This is a genomic window from Arthrobacter sp. StoSoilB5 (assembly GCF_019977235.1).
Lineage (GTDB): Bacteria > Actinomycetota > Actinomycetes > Actinomycetales > Micrococcaceae > Arthrobacter.
In genome coordinates this window covers 772,801-793,498 of record NZ_AP024646.1, presented here as the reverse complement: position 1 = coordinate 793,498, position 20,698 = coordinate 772,801, and the positions used below count along the sequence as shown (strand labels likewise).

Annotated in this window: 18 protein-coding genes and 1 riboswitch; of the genes, 15 read left to right on the top strand and 3 right to left on the bottom strand. The window is 62.3% G+C overall.

Features of this window, described 5'->3' with window-relative positions; genetic code table 11:
- Positions 1-22 precede the first annotated feature (22 nt).
- The 4 genes from LDN75_RS03810 (at position 23) to LDN75_RS03795 (ending at position 4,134) form a co-directional block, all read left to right on the top strand.
- Positions 23-772 (top strand): ABC transporter ATP-binding protein, encoded by a 750-nt coding sequence (locus LDN75_RS03810; protein WP_223935854.1) that lies wholly within the window; start codon positions 23-25, stop codon positions 770-772.
- Complete coding sequence (locus tag LDN75_RS03805) at positions 769-2,805, top strand: YhgE/Pip domain-containing protein (RefSeq protein ID WP_223935853.1); 2,037 nt, start codon at positions 769-771, stop codon at positions 2,803-2,805. Before LDN75_RS03810 ends, LDN75_RS03805 begins: the two co-directional genes overlap by 4 nt.
- On the top strand, positions 2,802-3,434 hold the full coding sequence (locus tag LDN75_RS03800) for a TetR/AcrR family transcriptional regulator (protein WP_223935852.1): 633 nt from the start codon (positions 2,802-2,804) through the stop codon (positions 3,432-3,434). The genes LDN75_RS03805 and LDN75_RS03800 overlap by 4 nt, the downstream gene beginning before the upstream one ends.
- Before the next feature lie 76 nt (positions 3,435-3,510).
- Positions 3,511-4,134, top strand: a complete 624-nt coding sequence (locus tag LDN75_RS03795) for a hypothetical protein (protein ID WP_223935851.1) — start codon at positions 3,511-3,513, stop codon at positions 4,132-4,134.
- A gap of 41 nt (positions 4,135-4,175) precedes the next feature.
- On the opposite strand, the gene LDN75_RS03790 is transcribed toward LDN75_RS03795, so the two are convergent.
- Positions 4,176-5,096, bottom strand: a complete 921-nt coding sequence (locus LDN75_RS03790; RefSeq protein WP_223935850.1) for an EamA family transporter — start codon at positions 5,094-5,096, stop codon at positions 4,176-4,178.
- Between the two features lie 64 nt (positions 5,097-5,160).
- Between LDN75_RS03790 and LDN75_RS03785 the strand changes: the two genes are divergently transcribed.
- Complete coding sequence (locus LDN75_RS03785; protein ID WP_223935849.1) at positions 5,161-6,081, top strand: LysR family transcriptional regulator; 921 nt, start codon at positions 5,161-5,163, stop codon at positions 6,079-6,081.
- A 13-nt stretch (positions 6,082-6,094) separates the two neighbouring features.
- On the opposite strand, the gene LDN75_RS03780 is transcribed toward LDN75_RS03785, so the two are convergent.
- On the bottom strand, positions 6,095-6,619 hold the full coding sequence (locus LDN75_RS03780; RefSeq protein WP_223935848.1) for a histidine phosphatase family protein: 525 nt from the start codon (positions 6,617-6,619) through the stop codon (positions 6,095-6,097).
- Between the two features lie 214 nt (positions 6,620-6,833).
- Positions 6,834-7,700 (bottom strand): winged helix-turn-helix domain-containing protein, encoded by an 867-nt coding sequence (locus LDN75_RS03775; protein ID WP_223935847.1) that lies wholly within the window; start codon positions 7,698-7,700, stop codon positions 6,834-6,836.
- Positions 7,701-8,370: 670 nt separating this feature from the next.
- Here LDN75_RS03775 and LDN75_RS03770 point away from each other — a divergent pair.
- From LDN75_RS03770 to LDN75_RS03725, 10 genes are all read left to right on the top strand, one after another.
- Complete coding sequence (locus LDN75_RS03770) at positions 8,371-9,111, top strand: response regulator transcription factor (protein ID WP_223935846.1); 741 nt, start codon at positions 8,371-8,373, stop codon at positions 9,109-9,111.
- Between the two features lie 3 nt (positions 9,112-9,114).
- Positions 9,115-10,608 (top strand): HAMP domain-containing sensor histidine kinase, encoded by a 1,494-nt coding sequence (locus LDN75_RS03765; RefSeq protein WP_223935845.1) that lies wholly within the window; start codon positions 9,115-9,117, stop codon positions 10,606-10,608.
- A gap of 110 nt (positions 10,609-10,718) precedes the next feature.
- Positions 10,719-10,903: riboswitch (cyclic di-AMP (ydaO/yuaA leader) on the top strand.
- Between the two features lie 3 nt (positions 10,904-10,906).
- A complete protein-coding gene (locus LDN75_RS03760; RefSeq protein WP_223935844.1) occupies positions 10,907-11,719 on the top strand; it encodes a hypothetical protein in 813 nt (270 codons plus the stop codon).
- Between the two features lie 242 nt (positions 11,720-11,961).
- Positions 11,962-12,864 carry a glycosyltransferase gene (locus LDN75_RS03755; RefSeq protein ID WP_223935843.1) on the top strand — a complete coding sequence of 301 codons (903 nt, stop codon included), beginning with the start codon at positions 11,962-11,964 and terminating at the stop codon, positions 12,862-12,864.
- A gap of 125 nt (positions 12,865-12,989) precedes the next feature.
- A complete protein-coding gene (locus LDN75_RS03750) occupies positions 12,990-14,009 on the top strand; it encodes a LacI family DNA-binding transcriptional regulator (protein ID WP_223935842.1) in 1,020 nt (339 codons plus the stop codon).
- Positions 14,010-14,216: 207 nt separating this feature from the next.
- Complete coding sequence (locus LDN75_RS03745; protein WP_223935841.1) at positions 14,217-15,527, top strand: extracellular solute-binding protein; 1,311 nt, start codon at positions 14,217-14,219, stop codon at positions 15,525-15,527.
- Between the two features lie 80 nt (positions 15,528-15,607).
- Positions 15,608-16,495, top strand: coding sequence for a sugar ABC transporter permease (locus LDN75_RS03740; RefSeq protein WP_223937474.1), 888 nt, complete (start codon positions 15,608-15,610; stop codon positions 16,493-16,495).
- Between the two features lie 187 nt (positions 16,496-16,682).
- Complete coding sequence (locus tag LDN75_RS03735) at positions 16,683-17,438, top strand: carbohydrate ABC transporter permease (RefSeq protein ID WP_223937473.1); 756 nt, start codon at positions 16,683-16,685, stop codon at positions 17,436-17,438.
- Between the two features lie 6 nt (positions 17,439-17,444).
- Positions 17,445-18,527, top strand: a complete 1,083-nt coding sequence (locus tag LDN75_RS03730) for a glycosidase (protein ID WP_223935840.1) — start codon at positions 17,445-17,447, stop codon at positions 18,525-18,527.
- Between the two features lie 68 nt (positions 18,528-18,595).
- Positions 18,596-20,695: a hypothetical protein gene (locus tag LDN75_RS03725; RefSeq protein ID WP_223935839.1), complete on the top strand. Its 2,100-nt coding sequence runs from the start codon at positions 18,596-18,598 to the stop codon at positions 20,693-20,695.
- Positions 20,696-20,698 lie beyond the last annotated feature (3 nt).

The following is a 20,698-nucleotide window of genomic DNA, read 5'->3' as shown; positions in this document are numbered from 1 at the left end:
CATTTCTGCGAAAGGCTTCATTGTGCTGTCCGTACAGCAACTCCAGATCAACGGCCGCCGGGACGATCTCCTTCCGGCAACGTCACTCCAAGCACGCCGCGGCGAACTCCTGCTCGTGTCCGGCGAAGGCCAGGATCAGCGGACCGCGTTGGCCTTGGGACTCAGCGGCCGCATGAAGCCCAGCAGCGGCGTCCTCAGTTGGGACAACAACACCAAGACCAAAAAGATCCGGCTCGCCAGCGCCTTGGTTGATTCGCCCGGGGTCAACGAGCCCGAGCAGCACCTGAGCGTCCGTGACCTCGTCACCGAGGACCTCTCCCTCATTCCGCGCCGCTACCGTGGTGCCCTGCTCAGCAAGCCGTGGCTGAAGATCAACAGCTTCGAGGACATCGCCGGCCTCTGGATTGAACAGCTTCCCGCCAGCCGCCGGCTGGAACTGCTGACTGCCCTTGCTTTGGCGGATCCGGCCACCGACCTCCTCGTGGTTGACTCCCCCGATCGCCACAGCGCCGATCCCGGAGCATGGCTGCCGCGACTTGAGGCATTGGCGTCCGACGCCGGGCGGCCGCTTGCCGTCGTCGCCGTCGTCGCTGCCCTTCCGGAGAACTGGACCGGCCCTGCTGCGGTGATCGGTAACTCAATCCTGCACCCGCCCGAACCGGAAACGGAACGGGAGCCAGAACCCGAAACGCACACGGACACCGAACAACCCGCCGCAACCAAACAAGAACAACCCCAAGAAACCCCGGTACTTCAAAGGACTGCAAAGTGACTGTTCTGCGGCTCGCCCGCTCCGAACTCAAACGCATGACCGGCGGGCTCCTGCCCAAGCTGACCATCCTGGCCTTGACGATGGTGCCGTTGCTCTACGGCGCCGTATATCTCTATGCCAACTGGGATCCTTACGGCAACCTGAACCAGATCGACGCCGCATTGGTAGTAGAGGACACTGGGGCAACCCCAAAAGATGGCACCGAACTGCAGGCTGGCAAGAAGGTTGCCGACAGCCTGGTGGACGGCCACGTCTTCAACTGGAAACAAGTTTCCAGCGCCGAAGCCGCGGACGCGGGTGTTCGGACGGGCGAGTACGCTTTCGCGCTGCGGATCCCCAAGGATTTCTCCGCCAACCTGGTCTCCCCCGGCAGCTTCGATGCCGCCAACCAGGCAATGCTCCATGTCACCACCAACGACGCCAACAACTACCTCCTGAGCACCATCGTGGACAAACTCACCACGGCCGTGCACTCAACGGTCGCCAAGGAAGTGGGCGAGGAAACAGCCAACCAACTCCTCACCGGCTTCGGCACCATCCACGCCTCCATCGTGAAGGCTGCGGATGGAGCATCCGAACTAGCTACAGGCGTGGGGCAGCTCAGTGACGGCGCAGCAACGCTGCATGACGGCACCACCCAGCTGGTCACGGGGGCAGACCAGCTTGTCGCCGGGCAGACCAAACTGCGCGACGGCGCTGTCCAACTCAACAGCGGCGCCGGCCAGTTGAGTTCGGGCCTCACCGAGCTGAAAAACAAAACTGCGACCCTCCCTGCGGATTCGCAAAGGCTTGCCGACGGTGCAGCGCAAGTAGCGGCCGGGAACGCGGAGCTGAACGCGAAAGTCCAGGACGTCGTCGGGCAGCTCGATGCCGCAGACAAAGGCCTTCGCAATCGCGTTGTCGAGTCCAATGCGCGGCTGGTGAGCGCTGGCGTGCTCACCCAGGAGCAATCGGACAAGATCCTTGCCGATTTCGACTCCACTGCAACCTCCGGCCCGGTTACCGACGCAAAGGCCAAGATCGCGGGCGATGCCGCCAAAATCCAGCAGCTCTCCGATGGTTCAGCGGCCGTGAGCGCCGGGGCTTCGAAGCTCGCCGCCGCAACGCCTACTCTCACCGACGCCATTTCGCAGGCTGCGGCAGGAGCCGGGCAGCTCAGCACTGGCGCTTCCACCCTCGCCGCCGGCCAGCAGACCGCCTTGGATGGCGCAGTGAAGCTCGACGACGGCGCCCACCAACTCAACGACGGCGCCGGGGAGCTTGCCAGCGGTGCGGTGAAGGCCTCCGATGGCTCACATACCCTGGCCACGGAACTTGCCAAGGGTGCCGGAGACATCCCAAACCCGAACGACGAACAGAAAAGCAGTGTGTCCAAGGTGATCGCCGATCCCGTGGCGGTGGACAACGTATCGCAGGCCAAGGCAGGTTCTTACGGCGCCGGGCTGGCACCCTTCTTCCTGACATTGGCCTTGTGGATCGGCGTTTTCATGCTGGTGCAGGCCATGCGTCCCATCACCCAACGGGCGCTGGCATCCAACGCCCCCGCTTGGAAAATCGCGGTGGGAGGCTGGCTTCCCTTCTTCGTCGTCTCAGTCCTGCAGGCCACCATCCTCACCCTCGTGGTGAACCTGGGCCTTGGCCTGAACGCCGCCCACCCCATAGGCATGTGGCTGTTCATGCTGGCCGCGGTGATGGCATTCAGTGCGATCATCCAAGGCATCGTGGCGCTGATGGGAACCCCGGGCAAGTTCGTGGTGCTGATCCTGCTGGTCCTGCAGCTGGTCTCTTCCGGCGGCACGTTCCCTTGGCAGACCACTCCCATGCCACTTCACGTGGTCCATGAAGTCTTGCCCATGGGTTACGTGGTCACGGGGATGCGGCACCTCATCTACGGCGGCGAACTCAGCATGATCTGGCCGACGGTCCTGGGCCTGCTTGGATACACTTTGCTGGGAGCGGCACTGTCCACGCTCGCTGTCCGCAAACACAAGATGTGGACCCTCAAGACGTTGAAGCCGGAGATCGCAGTATGACTACCACCGAGCCGGCGGGCCAGGGCCCTGCCGAGAAGAAGCTCCGGCCGGGACGCACCAACGCCACCAAACAGCGCCTCTTCGAAGCGTCCATGGAATTGATCGGCGAACGCGGCGCCGCTGGCGTGACCGTGGATGAGATCGCGGCCGCGGCAGGAGTGTCCAAGGGAACGGTCTATTACAACTTCGGCAGTAAATCGGACCTGATCGCGCAGCTGCTGCGGCACGGCGTAGACATTATGCTGGTACGTCTCCAAGCAATCGAAGGGCAGAGCAGCGATCCCCTGGAGTCCATGAAGAACATGGTGGGGCAGGCCATGGAGTTCATGGACGAGTACCCGTCTTTCGCGCGGCTGTGGGTCAGCGAGAATTGGCGGACTCCGGGCGAGTGGAGTGCCGTGTTCGCGGAGCTACGCGGTGAACTCCTGGCCGTGATCGGCTCGGCGGTGGAGCGCGTTGCTTCCGGGTACAAGGTGGACGAGTCCATCGCCCGGGGCAGCCTGGAAGCTGCGATCTTCGGGGCAATCTTCGTGGTGGGACTCGACCGGCAGACCTATAACCCGGAGCGCACCCGCGAACAGAGCGTGGCCGCCGTCATGACCATCATGCACGGGTACGTCATCAAGTAGCGCTTTCCCGGGAACGGTATCCAACTGCAATCTACGACGGCGTGGCGCGGCCCGCTGGTCGGCGATGATTAACCTCATGCGTCACATGGGGAACAGCGGAAAGCTTGCGGTAGTGGCCGCCTTTGTGTCTCTCGGGCTCTTGGTGCTCGCCGCTGTGGTCCTCGAAGAACTGGTCCTGTACCTGTTCCTGGGAGCGGTGCTGACGTGCTACTTGGCCTCGATCGTGCAGGTCTTCAACCGGCGGCGATACCTTGTGGTTCTCCTTGGCGCCGCCGGCACCAGCCTGTTCATCGGCTTCAGCATCGCGTTCCTTCGCATGTGGGGGCTGGCGTTCAACCAGGACGCCAACGCCATGGGAAGTGCGGTAAGCACCGAGGACTCCGACATCTACTTCTACTTGGCCGCCGTGGCTGGCTGCGGAACCTTGCTGGTCCTGTTCCTGGGGGCGGTCTGGCCTTCGTGGGGTTCCGCCCGGGCGCGGCAACCCGTCCCAGCGGCTAAGCGGGCCACGGCTCAGCGGACCACCCCTCAGCGGGCCACGGCTCAGCGAACCACCGCTCAGCGGACCACGGCTCAGCGGACCACGGCTACACGGGCCGCAACACCAACTAAACGAGCATCCACCCCTCGGCCTGCAACAGCTGCCAAGCGCCCGGCGTCGAGCGTTTCACCCCAACGCAAACCCACCCCGAGGCGCTAACGCCTGCGTTGCGGGGCCTGCACTGCGTGCTTCGCGAGCGATTAGACGCGCAGAGCGGGCCTCACAACGGGAGTTTCCGTGCGTTTTCGCGAGGCGCCGAGCACGGCAGTCGCCACTCCGAGGAGCAGGATCAGCCCTCCCATGATTTCGGCCACCGTAGGGATTTCGTTCAGGACCAGCCAGGCCGCCGTCATGCCGACCACCGGAACCAGCAGCGTAAAAGGCACGACGTCGGAACTCGGGTAGAGCGTCAGCAGCCGGTTCCAGATGCCGTACCCAATAAGCGAGGCGAAAACCGCCGTGTAGATTGCGCTCAGGATCGTAGCTGGTTGGAGGTCTGTGATGGTCGCCCACATGGCGCCCGGACCGTCCACCACAAGTGACAATCCCGCCAAAGGAAGCGGCACCACGGCCCCGGACCAGACCACCAGGCCCAGCCCCGACGTCGCTTTCGAGTGGCGCGCCACCACGTTTCCGATCGCCCAGGACAACGCTGCGGCCAGCACGATCATGAGGGGCAGGACGGGCGCCACGGCACTGCGCCCAACAGCAACCACGCCGAGACCCGCCAGGCCCAGCACAACCCCGAGCATTTGCCTGCGATTGGGCCTCTCGCCCAGGAACCGCGCTGCGATCAGCACTGTGAACAGCACCTGCGCCTGCAAGACAAGGGAGGCCAGGCCCGCCGGCATACCCAGCGCCATGCCCAGGTACAGCAATCCGAACTGACCGGCGCTCATGAAAAGCCCGACGCCGATAATCGCCTTCCAACTCACGTCCGGTTTGCGGATGAAGAGGATGAACGGAAACACCACGAGCAGGAATCGGAAGGCGACGAAAAGCAGGGGCGGGACATCGCGACCGTTGGGGTGGAGCCCCAGGTCTATGGCGACAAAGTTCACGCCCCACAGGACGGCGACAAGGACGGCGAGGGCAGAGTGGCGGAAGTTCACGAGAAACACTCTGGCACCTGAATGGTTTAAGCACCAGCGTTGAATTCAGCATGAAACCAAGTAGATTTACTTCATGATCGATATTTCAGCCTTGCGGGCCCTGGTAGCCGTGGAACAGCACGGATCGGTAGTGGCTGCCTCCGATGTGATGGGCTACAGTCCATCGGCGGTTTCACAGCAGATCAAGAAGTTGGAGAAGCAAACCGGGGTGACCGTGCTGGAACGCAACGGCCGCGGCGTACTCCTTACCGAAAGGGGCCTTGCCCTCGCCGGCTACGGACGGCGGATCATGGGCGAACTCGAGGAGCTGCAGGCAACACTCCTCGCCGATCCCGCCAAGCCTTCCGGGCTCCTGCGGCTCGTGGCATTCTCAACGGCCTGCCGCGGTTTGGTGGGGCCCATGCTCGGACGTATTGGCACCACGGATTCAGAACTTGAAATCAGCGTGCTGGCGGAGGACCCGCGTGAAGCCGTGCAGCGGGTTGCATCAGGCGAGGCTGAGCTTGCCGTAGTGCACAACTGGAACTCCGTGCCGCTTGTCATTCCTGAGAATCTGGTGCATGAAGACCTGTGCCTGGACCAGGCCGACGTCCTCGTTAACAGCAGCCACGAACTTGCTGGACGGACCGTCGTCGAGCGTGAAGACCTGCTGGACGAAATTTGGGTCAGTACACCGGCTGGCGCCATCTGCAACGAAGCCCTCCTGCAGATCTTCGCCGGGCTGGGGCGGGTCCCAGATATCCGTGTCTACGATCCCGACTTCTCCACCCATATCGCCATGGTGGAGCAGGCCGTGGCCGTAGCGCTGGTGCCTCGGCTGGGCAGGCCGCCCCTGCCACCGGGCGTCGTTGCCGTGCCGGTCGTCAACCCCATCCAGCAGCGAGCGGTGGGAATCGTGTACAGAAAAACCATGACCGCCAGCCCCAATATCCGGCATGCAGTCCGCCTGCTGCGCGAAGTGGCGGCCGAGCACGAACTGCCCGTCAGGGGCTGAGCAACGGGCGTAGCTACTTGCGCGGCACTTTAAAGTGCGTCAGACGGGCGTCCTGCCCATCCAGCTCCGCCCATGGCTTGTCAGTCTCCATCACTGTCAAAGCACTGGTTGGGAACCGTGTGGCGGCATCCATATAGGCATCATGGTCCGAATCGCGCGAAGCGAGGTGCATGGCCAGGTCCTGGACGCCAGGCATGTGCGAGATAACCATCAAGGTGGTGACAGTGTCCGGGACGTGGTTGATCACGGTCAACATCCGGTTTGCCGAGGCGGCGTACAGGCCGTCCTCGAGCTTGGGCGTCGGCGCCTTGTCTCCCAACTCATCGCACACCCACGTGCAGGTTTGGCGGGTCCTCAGCGCAGACGAGCACAGAATGAAGTCTGGAACGACGCCATGCTTGAGCAACCATCTTCCGGCCAGTGGGGCCTCACGGTGTCCGCGTTCCTCGAGGGGACGTTCATGGTCCGGAACCCCCATGGGCCAATCCGCTTTGGCATGCCGCATGATCACAAGGCGCCTGATGTGATGGTCACTCATGAACCAACCCTATAGCGGCAAACCCTCTCCGCGGCGGAGGCCAATACTCACGGGAGCACTACAAAAGCAGAAAGGCGGCATGTCCCGATAGCGCCGTTGTTGCTGGGCCCACTCCGCCCGGGTTCCCTGACCGAGCTTGCGAGGGCAGGGAGGCGGAGGGGAGGCACGAGCGCAGGCGCAGAGGGATATGCCGCCTTTCTGCTGCAGCAGTAGCTTAGATCGAGTATTCCGGAGCGGCCCAGACGATGACCTCAGGGTGCTCGTAGAAGCGGTAGCCCTGGCCACGTACGGTGCGCACGGTGTTGGCAAGGCGGCCCAGCTTGGAGCGGAGGCGGCGGATGTGGACGTCGATGGTGCGCTCGTTGGGCACTTCTTCGGCGTTGCGCCACAGGCCCTCAAGCAGCTCGTCGCGGCCAACCGTGCGGGTACCGTTTTCGACGAGGTAGTTGAGGAGCTCGAATTCCTTGAACGTCAGGTTCAGCGACTCACCGTCGAGGTGGACTTCGCGGCGGGCGAGGTCGATCAGCACGCCGGAGGGGCGGGCTTCCTGCTGCGGTGCCGGGCGCGCAGCCTCGGTGCGCTGGCGGGCTGCGACCGTGGGGTCACCGAAGGTGGAACGCACGACGTCGAGTGCGGACCCGGGTGCCCCGGCCGGTGCAACGGCGACTGCAGCGTAGCTCTCTGCGCCGGTGACGAGGGACTGGGCATAGGCCCGGATTTCCTGGGCAAGCTTGGCGATGGACGTACCAGCCGCTGCTGCTGTCTCTTCGTCGATGCCCATGTAGAGCACGAAGCCGCGGGCCACGTTGTCGTTGGCGACGGGGCGGAGGCGGTCAGACTGCGCAATGACGGGAGTGGGCGCCGTCATGGGTGCTGGCTCGTTGGTGGGAACTGCCCGCAACTGGCCGTAGGAGTTGGGGTTGTAACCCTGGGGCACGTAGCCGGGGGCCTGCTGGCCGTTGCCCTGGGTGGCGGGGGCGTACCCGGGACGGTTGCCGAAGCCGGGGCGGAGCCCTGCGTTTGAAGCGGCCTTGTTGGCGTTTCGGACTGAGATGTGGACGTAACCGGATGCAACTGACATGGAGTGATTACCTCAAAAGTGAATAGCCGTCATCGCGGCTTCGAATGCTGGTTGTCCCCGCAATGAGTTTGGGGAAGGGCGCCCAACGCTGGGCTAGGGGGCGAATGCCTGAAACTTCTTTGGGGTGGAAAGTTAGGCTTGCATTCGACAACAGCGGGTCTCGTCGCCAGCGGGTGTGCTGGACCAGATTGCTGCGGCTGCAGGTGCTGTTGAGTTCTTGTTCACATTGGAAGTGTGCAACGTAACAATGGCAACACGCAAGTAACAAAGCGCCAAACCGTCCACATTTTGAGACAAGAGGGTCTATTGTGCCGCAGATCACAATTCTTCCCTCGTTGAAAATGAACGTCATTTCATTCGGTCTCGACGAGAAATATTCGGTATATGGTGAATTTTCTTCGGCCGATAAGGCATGATGTCCTCCCCGATTCCCATTCGGCACAGAAGGACGGAATCTCAAGATCTGAAACACTTGCTGTCCAATCGCAAGCCGGTCCGATCTCGAATTTTTGCTCCAAAATCTGCTACAAGCCGTAGAAACAGTCTGTATGGGCCTGCCCAGGGTCCACGAACTCCTGCCACCTAACTCCCACGTAGCTAGTGTTGATCTCACAGCGTCCTCACAGGACTGCCAAAGCCTCGGCAAACCAGCAGAATGGAGAGTTGTCACATGGCCTCCTCGCACTCCATGACCAACAACCTTCCCCAGCTCTCCCACCCGGACGGCTCCCCAATCCGAGCCCTGGTAGTGGACGACGAACCCAGCCTTGCCGAACTCATGAGCATGGGTTTGCGCATGGCAGGCTGGTCCGTGGCGGTAGCTGCCGACGGACCAGAAGCCGTGAAGATTGCCAAGGACTTCCGCCCTGACGTGCTGGTGCTGGATGTCATGCTTCCGGGATTTGACGGTGTGGAGGTCCTCAACCGGATACGCGCCTTCGCGCCCGAAGTACCTGCGCTGTTCCTCACAGCCAAGGATGCTGTCCAGGACCGCATCGTAGGCCTTGCCGCCGGCGGCGACGACTACGTCACCAAGCCCTTCAGCATGGAGGAGGTCCTCCTGCGCCTGCACAGGCTCGTCCAACGATCAGGCGTAGCCGCCATGGACACCGCCGAACTGGTGGTGGGCGATCTCACCCTGAACGTGGATACACGCGAAGTTTCCCGCGCCGGCGAGGACATCCAGCTCACGGCAACGCAGTTTGAGCTGCTTCGTTACCTCATGGAGAACCCCAAGCGCGTGGTCAGCAAGGCACAGATCCTGGACCGCGTCTGGGACTACGACTTCGGCGGGCAGGCCAACATCGTGGAACTGTACATTTCCTACCTGCGCAAGAAAATCGAAGCCAACCACCCCCCGATGATCCACACCATCCGCGGGGCCGGCTACGTCATCAAGCCTGCGGACTGAACCTTGTCCACCCTTTCAGGAGTAGCCCGCAAGACCCAGCGGAGCTGGTTCAATCCCTCTACCTGGCATCTGCGCACGCGACTGGTCCTGGTGGCAATGGCATTGCTGGTGGCGATTTGTGGTGCAGTCGGGGTGGTCAGCTATGCCTCCATGGACATGTACTTCAACAAGCAACTCGATAAGCAGTTGGAGCAGGCGTCCAGCCGCGCGAATGACTTCGGCAGGCCGCCGTCGAACTTTCCTTCAAGCGGCCGGCCAGATCCCCTGGAGGCCCGCGGCCAAGGTGCCGGGACCCTCAACGCGAGGATCGATGGTTCCACCGTCATCAACTCGGGCCTCATAGATGCCAACGGACGGCGCGCCGCACTCTCGGCCGAAGACAAGCAGGTCCTGCTGTCACTCCCCCGCGGCAATCTGCCTGTGGACCGCTCATTGTCCAATGGCGACTACCGGCTGGTGGCCGTTGAGACCGCCTACGGCGACGTGATCGTGACGGGACTGCCGTTGGCTGACAAGCAAAACGCCGAGGCATCGCTGGTATGGACCATGGTGTTTGTTTCTCTTGGCGGCCTGGTACTGATCGGACTCGCGGGTACCGTCATTATCCGTAGGACCATGCGGCCCCTGGAGCAGCTTTCGGAAGTCGCGACGAAAGTCTCGCGGCTGCCCCTCGACGCCGGTGACGTGGCACTTGCGGTGCGCGTACCGCCGTCGGCCTCCCATCCGGGAACGGAAGTGGGCAGCGTTGGCCACGCTTTGAACCAAATGCTCAACAACGTTGCCAGGGCGCTGGCAGCCCGGCAGGAAAGCGAAACCAAGGTCCGACAATTTGTGGCCGACGCGTCCCACGAACTCCGGACGCCACTGACCGCCATCCGCGGCTACACAGAGTTGCTACGCATGACCGAGAACTTCACCGACGATGGACGAAAATCCTTGGCACGCGTCCAGAGCCAATCGGAACGGATGACCACGCTAGTGGAGGACCTGCTTCTGTTGGCGCGCCTGGACGAAGGCCAGCCGTTGAAGGTCACGGATGTGGACCTGACGCAGCTGGTGATCGAGACCGTCAGCGACGAAAAGGTGATGGCACCGGACCATATCTGGAAGCTCCAGCTCCCTGACGAACCGATTACGGTGCGCGGTGACGCAACCCAACTGCATCAAGTGTTGGCCAATCTGCTGTCCAACGCACGCAAGCACACAGATCCCGGCACCACGGTAGTCACAGGCGTCATGCTCTCTGCTGACGGTAGTGCGGTGGTCACCGTCACTGACGATGGGCCTGGCATTCCGCCCGAATTCCAAGGCCGTATTTTCTCGCGATTTGCCCGGGCTGACGCCGCAAGATCGGGCTCTGAGGGGACCTCCGGATTGGGCTTGTCCATTGTCGAATCGATCGTTCAAGCGCACGGCGGAAGCGTGGAAGTTACGTCCAAGCCGGGACGCACTGAGTTCGCCCTCCGGCTTCCCTCAGTTTCAAACGAACGCGCATAACGAATCGGGCAACATGACGCGCCGTGATCGTGATCTCTGTTACCTAAATGTGACTTAAGCCGAAACCTCCTGTACCGTCGAAAGGGTGGGTCGCCCCTAACTGGCCCCACACCCGGGATGCGCCGAGCTCTGCCACTTCCCGGAGTTCCGTTCTCATTCGAGGCAGAGACGGGGGACCCAGAGTCTCCGGGCACAGTATTTTCCTTGCCCTTGGGGTGAAGCCGCAGCTACGCGCGCGGCCGGATGACCTCATCCGAACCCGACAGCTAACTCCGCAGGCGCTGAGAGGTAATCACACATGTCTGAATTCAACGATCAGACGCGCCCTTCCGCGCGTCACCGTGACGAACACAATGCTCCCCTGACCAAGTCGCAAACCGTTCTGAAGAACGCTGCACGCCGTGGCAAGACCGGGCAGCGGATGTCCGTTGTTGCAGGAGTCGTTGCCGCCGCCTTGGGCGTCGCCTCGCTCGGCCAGGCCGCAAACGCTGCGTTCAACCTCCCGGAAACGAGCCAGGCGTCCGAGACGCAGGCTACCGCCCAGGTCAGCAACAAATCAGCGGAAATCTCAGCTTCCTTGGATGCTGCCGCCAAGAAGGGCGCCGCCGATAGGGCCGCCGCAGACCAGGCAGCGGCCGCACAAGCCGCCGCCGAGAAGGCCGCCGCTGAGAAGGCTGCCGCGGACCAGGCAGCGGCCGCACAAGCCGCCGCCGAGAAGGCTGCCGCTGACGCAGCCGCCAAGCAGGCTGCAGATGCCGCCGCTGCTGCAGCCGCAGCCGCCGCAGCTGCCCCCAAGGCAGTGGACGATCCCGCAGCTGCCAAGGCGTACGCCGCCAGCATCCTCGCCAACTACGGCTGGGGTCCGGGCGAAATGACTGCGCTGAACACGCTGTGGGAGAAGGAATCCAACTGGCGGACCACCGCGACCAACGCCTCCAGTGGCGCCTACGGAATCGTGCAGTCATTGCCGGCTTCCAAGATGGCGACTGCCGGCGCTGACTGGGAGACCAACTACCAGACCCAGATCAAGTGGGGCCTGAACTACATCAAGGAACGCTACGGCTCCCCCTCGGCCGCCCTTGCCTTCCACTTGGCCAACAACTGGTACTAAGCCAAACCCTGAAGCAGGCTTGAGCCCACCCCAGCGGGCTCAATCGTGCAGGGCCTGATTGCCGCCCCGTTTCCGCCGTTCGCAGTGTTTATTGAAGCGACCGGCAGGAACCGGGGCGGTTTTCGCGGTTCAGGCCGTTTCCCCGTTTGAAGGCTTTCCACGTTTCAAGGCTTTCCACGTTTCACAGTCACATCACAGCGGCTGCCTATGGCCCTCATAATCCCTGGCCGCATGCTGGATGCATGACGCTCATAGATCCAGCGGGCAACGCAGTGCAGCACGCTGCACACGCTGGGCACTGTGGTGCTTCAGCCGTGCCTCAACAGCGGTCGCGGCGGTCTCCCGTGAACATCCGGGGAACAGTTCCCGTCCTTGACGTCGCGGTTCCCGTCTTCAACGAGGAAGGCCACATCGAGTGGAGCCTGCGCCGGCTGCACGCGCATCTCGTGGACTCGTTGCCTTACAGCTTCCAGATCACTGTGGCCGACAACGCCAGTACTGACACCACATTGAGAATTGCCGAACGGCTGGCCCGCGAACTCCCGAGCCTGAAGGTCCTGCGCTTCCAGGAACGAGGGCGGGGAAATGCGATCCGCCATGTCTGGCTCCATTCACCCTCACCTGTGCTGGCCTACGTCGAAGCCGGCATGTCCATCGACCTTGCCGCGGTGGCTCCCCTGCTGGCACCAGTAATTTCCGGCCATTCGGATCTTGCCATTGGCACACGGCTAGCCCGGACTTCCAATGCGATTGGTGGTCGCCGAAGCACCTTGGTTTCCCGCGGCTACAACATCCTGCTGCATCTGGTCTTGGGCGCCCGATTCTCCGACGCCCAGTGCGGTTTCAAAGCCATCCGCGCGGATGTAGCCCATCGGATCCTGCCGCACGTTAGGGACGACTCGTGGTTTTTCGATACCGAACTCCTGGTTATCGCTGAGCGCTGCGGCCTGCGCATTCACGAAGTCCCCGTCGACTGGACCGACAATCCCGACCCAAATATCGACGTCGTACGGACCGCTGCGGCTGACCTGCGGGGTATCGCGCGCCTGGCGCGCGATCTCGTGACGGGGCGCATCCCCATCGCGGAACTCCGGGCAACACTGGAGCGTGGCCCTTGCCCGCGTCGTTGCCCCGTTCCGAAGTGACACGTCGCACCAGCGTGCAATAAGCCCCGCCTCATCCTGCTTGACATAGGTCAACTGAACCGGTTTACTTACCAACAACTGAACCGGTCAAGTGATCGGGATCACTGCTCGTAAATTGGGGAGTCATGGCCGTTACCATCAACGACGTCGCGAATGCAGCAGGCGTGAGCAAGGGTGCTGTTTCCTACGCGCTGAATGGCCAGCCGGGCGTCAGCGAAGGCACGCGGACGCGGATCCTCCAAGTTGCCAAGGAACTGGGCTGGAAACCAAGTCTCCGGGCCAAGGGACTGTCCTCCTCCAAGGCTTATGCCTTGGGACTCGTGGTGGCACGTGATGCGAAACTGCTCAGCACGGACCCCTTCTTTCCGGCCTTCATAGCTGGCATCGAAACCACCCTGGTCCGGCATGAATACACGTTGGTCCTGTCCATCGCTTCCGGCCCCGAGGCAGAAGAGAAAAGCTACAGAAAGCTCGTAGAGGATGGTCGCGTGGACGGCGTCATCCTCACCGACATGCGGAACAACGATTCCCGCATCGCCCTGCTCGGCGAGCTGGAACTGCCCGCTGTCACACTCAATCGGCCGGACACGCGCTCACCTTTCCCCGCGGTCTGCATGGACGATACCGATGGCATCACGTCCGCCGTCAAGCACCTGATCTCTCTGGGACATACTCGAATCGCCCACGTGGGCGGGCCCCAGCCCTACGTCCACAGCCGAAGCCGCCACGGCGCGTGGGCACGAACGCTCGAATCAGCTGGACTCGGAACGGACCTGTTTATCGAGGCCGATTTCACGGCAGCAGGCGGAGCAGCCGCCACAGAATCTTTACTCAGCCGCCCGAACCGGCCCACGGCCATCGTTTACGCCAACGACCTCATGGCCATCGCCGGACAATCACTTGCCCAAACGCGAGGATTCAATGTGCCGGAAGACTTGTCCGTCACTGGCTACGACAACACCGAGATCACGCAGTACTTGAACCCCCCGCTGACCACCATCTCGACCGATCCGCTTTTGTGGGGGCAGACGGCAGCACAGCTGCTGCTCAATCGGCTCAACGGAACCCCCGCCGAAGACATTCTCTTGCAAGCCCCACGGCTGCTTATCCGTGGCTCTACCGGCCCAGTCAGCCCGGCTGACTGACTGACCGACCAGGCCAGGCCAGCCGGATCAACAAAGAAGTTCCAGCAATGCCGCTGTAACGCGCCTCGCTGCTGCCACCCATGGGTGACAGCGCGTGGCCATGCATTCCCGTGTCCTGCGCCATGACCGCCGTCATGACCGCCGCAACGGACCATCACAAGTACCAACGCTCCACCACGCATCAATTACCTTCAATGAGGAGTTGCAATGAAGCACGGACTTACTTCGACACGAATCGTGTCCATGGCTGCGATGGCAGTATTGGGTGCCACGCTGGCGGCTTGCGGCGGCGGAGGAAGCGGCAGCACCACCACCACCGCTGACGCTGCAACCGCGGCCAAAGGCCCCATCAAGATCTGGTACTCAAACAACGAGTTCGAGGTGAAGTGGGGCAAGGCCATGGTGGAGTCGTGGAATTCCGCCCACCCCGACGAAAAAATCGACGCCCAGGAAATCCCGGCCGGAAAGTCCTCCGAGGAAGTCATCGGAGCGGCCATCACAGCGGGCAATGCGCCGTGCCTGGTCTTCAACACCGCCCCGGTGGCAGTGCCGCAATTCCAGAAACAAGGCGGACTGGTGGCACTGGACAAGTTCCCCGACGCCGCGCAGTACATCAAGGAGCGCATAGGAGACCTGGCAGAGCAATACAAGTCAACCGATGGCAAGATGTACCAGTTGCCGTGGAAGTCCAACCCCGTGGTCCTCTTCTATAACAAGGACATTTTCCAGAAGGCCGGGCTGGACCCGGAAAACCCTAAGCTGGCCACACAGGACGAGTTCCTGGACACCGCCCGCACTCTGGTCAAGTCCGGATCAGTAGCCAATGCCGTCTGGCCGTCCCCGGCAAGCGACTTCTTCCAATCCTGGTTCGATTTCTACCCGTTCTACGCCGCCAATTCCGGGGGCACCCCATTGGTGAAGGACGGTAAAGCCACCTTCGACAACGAATCAGGTAAGCAGGTTGCCGGCATGTTTGAGACCCTCTATAAGGAAAAACTGGCCTCAAGCGAGGTCTACCAAGGTGATTCCTTCGGCGAGGGTAAAGCGGCCATCGCCATGGCAGGGCCCTGGGCCATCAACTACTACAAAGGCAAGGTCAACTGGGGTACCGCACCAATCCCAGGTTCCAAGGCCCAGGCTGACGGTTACACTTTCTCCGACGCCAAGAATGTGGCAATGTACTCAGCCTGCAAGAACCAAGGCACGGCCTGGGAGGTCATGAAATTCGCCACCAGCCAGGAACAGGACGGCAAGCTGCTGGCCGTTAGCGGTCAGATGCCCATGCGCAAGGACTTGACGGCAACCTACCCTGACTACTTCGCGAAAAACCCTGCCTATGAGCGGTTTGCCGAGCAGGCCGCGCACACCGTGGAGGTCCCCAACGTGGCCAACTCGGTAGAAATCTGGTCCACCTTCCGCACCGCCTACGCCAAGTCAGTGATCTTCGGCAACGAGAGCATTGACACCTCGTTCAAGGGCGCGGCAGAGAAGATCAACCAACTGGCAGCCCAAAAGTAGCCGTGGCCCCCATGCCACTCGCCTCCTCCGAAAGCACATCCGCAACACGGAAAGCCGACGGGAGAACAGTCTTCCGGCGGCTGAGGCCAAAGTGCATCTTTGGCCCTCAGCCGCTGGGATTGTTGTTCAGCGCACCATACGTCATCTTCATCCTGGCGGTACTGGCTTACCCCTTGGGGTACGCCGTCTACATTTCCTTCCACGATTTCTTCTTCACGGCCCCCGGTGTACCCGTGGAACGTCCCTTTGTGGGCTTGGAGAACTACGTCACCATCTTGTCCGACCCCGCTGTCCAGCGATCGTTCGCCAACATCGGAGTGTTCCTGGCCATCAACGTTCCACTCACCGTGGGCTTATCCCTCGTGCTGGCCAACGCCTTGAACCGGGTCACCAGGCTGAAGACTTTCTTCAGGGTCAGCTACTACGTCCCATACGTCACGGCGAGCGTAGCCGTTGTCGGAGTCTGGCTCTTCCTGTTTCAGCAGAACGGCCTGGTGAACTCCCTCATGGGACCGCTGGCTCCGAACCCGTCGTGGTTGGTCAACTCCTGGCTCGCGATGCCCACCGTGGCGCTGTACGTGACGTGGAAACAGCTGGGCTTCTTCATCCTGCTCTACCTCGCCGCGCTCCAGAACATCCCGGATGAACTGTACGAGTCCGCCTCTGTGGATGGTGCCAACAAGTGGGTTCAGTTCTGGAACGTCACTGTTCCGGGCGTGCGCGCGGCCAGCGTGCTCGTCACCCTTTTGGCCACTATTACTGGCGCAAACCTCTTCACTGAGCCGTACCTCCTCACCGGTGGCGGCGGGCCGGATGGCGCATCCACCTCGCCGGTGTTCCTCATGTACCAAAAGGGCATCCTGCAGGGCAATCCGGATGTCGCCGCTGCGCTGGGGGTGGTGTTGGTGATCGGTGTGTTGCTGATTGCCCTGATCCAGAAACGCCTTGTGGGCGGGAAGGAGGCCTGACATGTCGGTAGTCAGCGCCAGCAACCGAACAAACGACGACGACGGCCGGCGGCTTGGTCCGTCAGTGTCAGTTCCGGAAAACGTCGCTCCGGAAAACTCCTCTGTGGAAAAGCACCGGAACCTCGGCGTGGGAAGCTTTGTGCTTCTGGCCATCGGCGCCTTCGTATTCCTCTTTCCCTTCTACTACATGCTCATTGGCTCGTTGCAGGGCTCGCCGGATACTTCTGTGGCCGGCGCATTCCCCAATCCGGCAAACCTCACAGTCGAGAACTACAGCAGCATCAACGGGTCAATCGATCTGCTGCGTGGATTGGCCAATTCCGGCATCTTCACGGGCGGCGTCATTTTCTTCACCGTGGTGTTTGGGTTGCTGGTTGGCTATGCGCTCGCGCAGATGCAGTTCCGGGGTCGCGGTGTGGTGTTCGCAATGATGCTCCTGGTGCAGATGGTCCCGTTCCAGCTGCTGCTGATCCCGCTGTACGTCATGATCGTGCGCGATTACGGGCTGGCTGACAGCTATTTGGGCATGATCCTGCCGTTCGCCATCAACTCAACTGCCGTATTCGTGTTCCGCCAGTACTTCATGCAGTTGCCGTCAACGCTGTTTGAAGCAGCGAGGATCGACGGCGCGTCTGAGCTTAGGATCCTGTGGCAGATCGCCATTCCGCTTGTCCGGCCGGCAATCGTCACAGCGGTCCTCTTGACGTTCATCGGTCCGTGGAACGAGTTCCTGTGGCCATTCCTGGTGACAAAGGACCAGGCTATCCAGCCACTGGCCGTTTCCCTGGCCAACTACATCTCCAACATCGCCGCGACAGCTTCAAACCCGTTCGGCGCCATCCTGGCCGGTGCCTGCGTCCTCGCGGCCCCTGCCATCGCGCTTTTCATTTTCTTCCAACGCCAATTCATTTCCAGCAACATCGGTTCAAGCGTAAAGGGCTAACTTCTTATGACTTCCACTCAATCAGCACTGCCAACTGTCCCGTTCGCCCTCACTCGTGCCGGCGTCATCATGACGCCGGAGGACGGCAATGATTTCGAAGCGGAGGGGGTGCTCAACCCTGCCAGTGGCCGCGGCCCGGACGGCGAGCTTTACCTTCTACCCCGCTTGGTCGCGAAGGGAAATGTCTCCCGTGTGGGCCTCGCCAAAGTGGTCATTGGCGACGACGGCGTCCCCACCGGCGTCGAACGCCAGGGCGTCGTGATGGCCCCCGACGAAGGATGGGAACGGGGCCTGAACAACGCAGGCACAGAGGACCCCCGCACAACGTGGGTGCCCTCGCTGGGCAAGCACTTGATGACATACGTGGCCTACGGGCCTTTGGGTCCCCGCCTGGCGTTCGCCCATTCCGAGGACCTGCGCAACTGGGAACGCATGGGTCCGTGTTTCTTCGAGTACAAAGCCGAGCTGTCCATGGACCTGAACCTGTTCCCGAACAAGGACGCCGTGTTCTTCCCTGAGCCGGTCAACGACCCCGACGGCGTGGCGTCCTATGCCATGCTGCACCGGCCAATGTGGGACCTCGGCTGGATCCGGGAAGGCGAAGGCGAGCATGTGCCCGCCGGACTCACGGACAAGCGGCCCGGAATCTGGATCTCGTATGTGGCTGTGGAAGACGTCCAGAAAGACCTCAGGAACCTGGTCCACATGGGCAAGCACAAGCTTGTTGCCCTGAGTGAGTATCCCTTCGAGGAGCTCAAGATCGGCGGCGGGCCGGCGCCAATCCGCGTGGAAGAGGGCTGGTTGCTCATCCACCATGGAGTGACCGGCAAGATCGTTGCCTCGGCTTTTGGACAACAGCAAAACGTCAACTATTCCGCAGCGGCCATGATCCTGGATGCCGATGATCCCTCCCTCGTCATCGCCCGCAGCGACAAGCCGCTCCTTGCCCCCGAAACCGAGGACGAAATCTCCGGCATCGTGCCCAACGTAGTCTTCCCCACCGCGATCGAAAAGATTGGCGACCAGCTGTTTGTGTTCTACGGCATGGCTGATTCAAAGATTGGCGTCGCCAGGCTCGATCGAGTCTGACGGTGCCGTGGCCGGGGCATCAAGCCTCGGCCATGATCGCCCCCACCCTACCCAAACCAGGAGAAGACATGACCAAAACACCTGTCCGTTCGAAGCTGCTCGCCAAGCCCGCGGCTCTCGCTGCGGCGATGTCATTGCTCGTGGTGGGTGTCGGGACCGGACCTGCCGCCGCTGCGCCGGTAGAGGCGCCCCTTGTTGCACCGACGGCAACATCGGACGCGACAGTGACTGAGCCGCTTACCAACCTGTCCCATCTGGATTTCCTGCTGGAAACGGTTCCGCTCGCGGCCCTGGAAGGGCACACTACCTACGAACTGGAGGCGCAGCCGAGCGCGCAGGCCCCCTGGACCTATGCGGACAAGAACGCGGACGGGAGCTTCCGGCGCGTTGGTGGCGGATCCCTGGACCCGGCCACCGGACACTGGAGCCAAGGCGCGTATAACGCGGACGACATCGCCCGGACCGCCGTGGTCTACCTGCGCCATTGGCAGCAGACCGGACGGGAAGCGAGCCGAGAACATGCTTTCCAAACACTGCGTTCTTTGACTTTTCTGCAAACCACCACCGGCCCCCACGCGGGAAACGTAGTGCTGTGGCAACAGCCGGACGGAACACTGACCCCCAGCGCCTCGCCCATTGAGTTGCCGGATCCTTCCGATTCCGCCGAGTCATACTGGCTCGCCCGTACTGTCTGGGCCCTCGGCGAGGGGTATGCAGCCTTCAAGACCGCCGACCCCCAGTTCGCTTCTTTCTTGCAGGATCGGCTGCATTTGGCCGTCGAGTCCCTAAAAAAGCAATCCTTGGCCAAATACGGCAGCTACGACGTGGCCGACGGCACCAGGGTCCCGGCCTGGTTGATCGCCGGTGGCGCAGACGCTTCGGCGGAGGCCGTGTTGGGGCTCGCCGCATATGCAAAAGCCGTGCCGGATGACATGCTTGCCAATACTGCACTGACCCAGCTAACTGAAGGCATCGCTGGGATGTCTTCAGGCTCTGTGGGCCAATGGCCATTCGGTGCGATCATGCCGTGGAACAAGTCCCAGACGCTCTGGCACGCCTGGGGCGGCATGGCGCCGGCCGCCGTCGCCACTGCCTCGCCGGTCCTCGACCGGGACGACCTACTGACGTCTGCCGTTCGGGATGCCGCACAGTTCACCCCGCAGCTGCTAGTCGCCGGTGGCCCGGACAACGCTTGGAGTCCGACGCCGGGCGAAGCACAGATCGCTTATGGCGTGGATTCCCGCGTGCAAAGCCTCGTGGCAACAGCCAAGGCAGGCAACGCACCCGGGCTGCTGGAGGTGGCAGCGATCACCGCCGGCTGGTTCTTCGGAGCCAACCGCAGCAACGCTCCCGCCTACAACCCGGCCACCGGTACCGCCGTCGACGGCATTGAACGCGACGGCCGCGTCAACCCGAACTCGGGCGCTGAATCCACTATCCACGCCCTGCTCACCATGCTTGCCCTGGACGCCGATCCGGCGCTGAAGGCGAAGGCACTCGGCATCAACAAGACTGTCAGCACCAACGGGCTAAGCGTCGTCGAAGCCGAATCCGGCACAATCGGTGGCTCAGGTTCAGTGGTCAAGCCCACCTCCGCATGGACGGGCGAAGCCAACTATTCCGGCGGTGCCTACGTAACGCTGGAGGCTGGGGCGTCGCTGGGCTTCCAGTTACCGGCTGCGGACCAGGAGCGGGCCGTCTACCCGATCGTCAATCAGGGCATCACGCCTTCGGGGACTACGGGTTGGTCTGCCAATCGGACGCTGCTGGGCACTACTGCCAACGGCGAGGCCGGCGCGCAGGGCATCACGGAAGCAGCGGGCAAGCTGTCCCCACTCTCGCTGGAACGTGCACTGCCGGCGGGAGCAGGCAACTTCCTCGGCAAGAGTACAGGTACTGTCGTCATCGATGCCCTGCTCATCCAGCCCATCATCTCTGCCGTCTCCGTCACTGGAGCCGCGGGAACCTCCACGCTGTACATAAGCGCCGCCGCAGACACCAGGGTGCGCAAGGTAGATGTGCCCCGCGGCTTTACGCTCCGACAACAGGCCTACGACGCGTCCGGTAAGGCTATTCGCCCGGCCCAGGCAAGCATTGGAGAGGACCGTTCCGGCCGCGTGACCGTTGCGCCCGGTGGTTTCACCATGGTCCAGTTGGTGCGGAAGTAGGGG